The sequence below is a fragment of the Mesorhizobium sp. M7A.F.Ca.AU.001.01.1.1 genome (assembly GCF_004022735.1).
GTDB classification, from domain to species: domain Bacteria; phylum Pseudomonadota; class Alphaproteobacteria; order Rhizobiales; family Rhizobiaceae; genus Mesorhizobium; species Mesorhizobium ciceri.
Genome location: NZ_RZPF01001030.1, coordinates 1 through 1589 on the forward strand (window position 1 = coordinate 1; position 1589 = coordinate 1589).

Consider the following 1589-nt stretch of genomic DNA (forward strand, 5'->3'; position numbering starts at 1 on the left):
CTCCAGGATTTGCCCGGCCAACGGGCGGGTTTCGAACGTCGAAGACGTAGGTCCCGAAACTTGACATTGCAATGACAGGCAGCCGCTTTGCAGCAGCACGATGCTGGATCAGGAGCCGATATGCGGCCCCCTGCCCCGCGCCTGCGCAAGCTCGACCTGGCGCTGGCGCTCGGCATAACGCTGGCGGTCCTCGTCCGAACGCGCATCGAAGCAATGCGGGCACGAAATACCGGCAGCGAATTTGGGCGACGTCAGCTCGCCCGGCGTCAGCGGGTGGCGGCAGGCGCGGCACAGTTCCGCGTCGCCCTCGGCAAGGCCGTGCGACACCGAAACCCGCTCGTCGAAGACGAAGCACTCGCCTTGCCAGAGGCTCTGTTCGGCCGGAACCTCCTCGAGGTATTTGAGGATACCGCCCTTGAGATGGAAGACATCCTCGAAGCCGAGCGATTTGACATAGGCGGTTGCCTTTTCGCAGCGTATGCCGCCGGTGCAGAACATCGCAACCTTGCGGCCTTCGAGCTCCGCCCGGTGCGTTTCCACCCAGGCCGGGAACTCGCGAAAGCTTGCGGTGGCCGGGTCGATCGCACCCTTGAACGTGCCGATCGACACCTCATAGGCGTTGCGCGTGTCGATGATGACAGTGCCGGGCTGCGAAATCAGAGCGTTCCAGTCGGCCGGCGCGACGTAGGTGCCGGCACTTTTCGAAGGATCGATGTCATCGACACCCATGGTGACGATCTCGCGCTTCAGCCGCACCTTCATGCGATGGAACGGCATGTCCGCGGCCGCGCTGTACTTGACCTCGAGTCCGGCAAGCCCTTCGATGGCTTCGAGATACGCGATCAGTTCGGCAATTGCCGTCTCGCTGCCGGCGACGGTGCCGTTGATGCCTTCATGCGCCAGCAGCAGCGTGCCCTTTATGCCGCGCCCGCAGCAGAATGCGGCGAGCGGCGCGCGCAGTTCTTCGAAAGCGTCGAGCCGGGCAAACCGGTAGAGCGCGGCGACGCGAAGGAGTGGAAGTGATGTCATCGCCGAAGCCACTAGACGCTCGAGCAAGCCGATTCAAGGCAAAGCAGGCATCCTGTTCGGCGGGTCACTGGCGCAAATCTGCACCATGGGTGAATTTGTACCATAGCTGAGATCAGGGAGTCAAGAAAAAATTCCTATCCTGAAAAGCCACCGGGACCAAAGCTGTCGGCACCATCGAGCCGGCAGCCACCCTTGTCAACTTGGGCTTGGCGAGTATGGGCGACGCGTGACATCGCGACACGGCCGGTTTCGTGGACAGGAAAACGGCCTTCTGCTAATCGGTTGAATTGTCCCACGCCACGGAGAGACACATGCCCAGCAAGACCGAAAAACTTCTGTCGCTCCTCAACGGCCAGCCCGTCATCCCGGTGCTGAAGATCTCCGATGTCGCCAATGCCGTGCCGCTGGCCCGCGCTCTGGCGCGCGGCGGCCTGCCTGCGATCGAGATCACGCTGAGGACCGCCGACGCGCTGGAAGCGATCCGGCGGGTCGCTGGTGAAGTCGAGGAAGCCATCGTCGGCGCCGGCACCACTCTTGATGCCAGGCAGTTCGAAGAGGCG

At 62.9% G+C, this 1589-nt stretch carries 1 protein-coding gene and 1 pseudogene; one reads left to right on the top strand and one right to left on the bottom strand.

Annotated features, from left to right (window positions below):
• Positions 1-108: 108 nt before the first annotated feature.
• On the bottom strand, positions 109-1029 hold the full coding sequence (locus EN884_RS35415; RefSeq protein ID WP_013529741.1) for a rhodanese-related sulfurtransferase: 921 nt from the start codon (positions 1027-1029) through the stop codon (positions 109-111).
• A gap of 311 nt (positions 1030-1340) precedes the next feature.
• On the opposite strand from EN884_RS35415, the pseudogene EN884_RS35420 reads away from it, so the two are divergent.
• Positions 1341-1589 (top strand): annotated as a pseudogene (locus tag EN884_RS35420) (keto-deoxy-phosphogluconate aldolase); the annotation flags it as partial.

What these genes read in the sequence shown, in the direction of transcription:
- EN884_RS35415 (WP_013529741.1), bottom strand. Translation starts at nt 1,029, where the DNA reads ATGACATCACTTCCACTCCTTCGCGTCGCCGCGCTCTACCGGTTTGCC.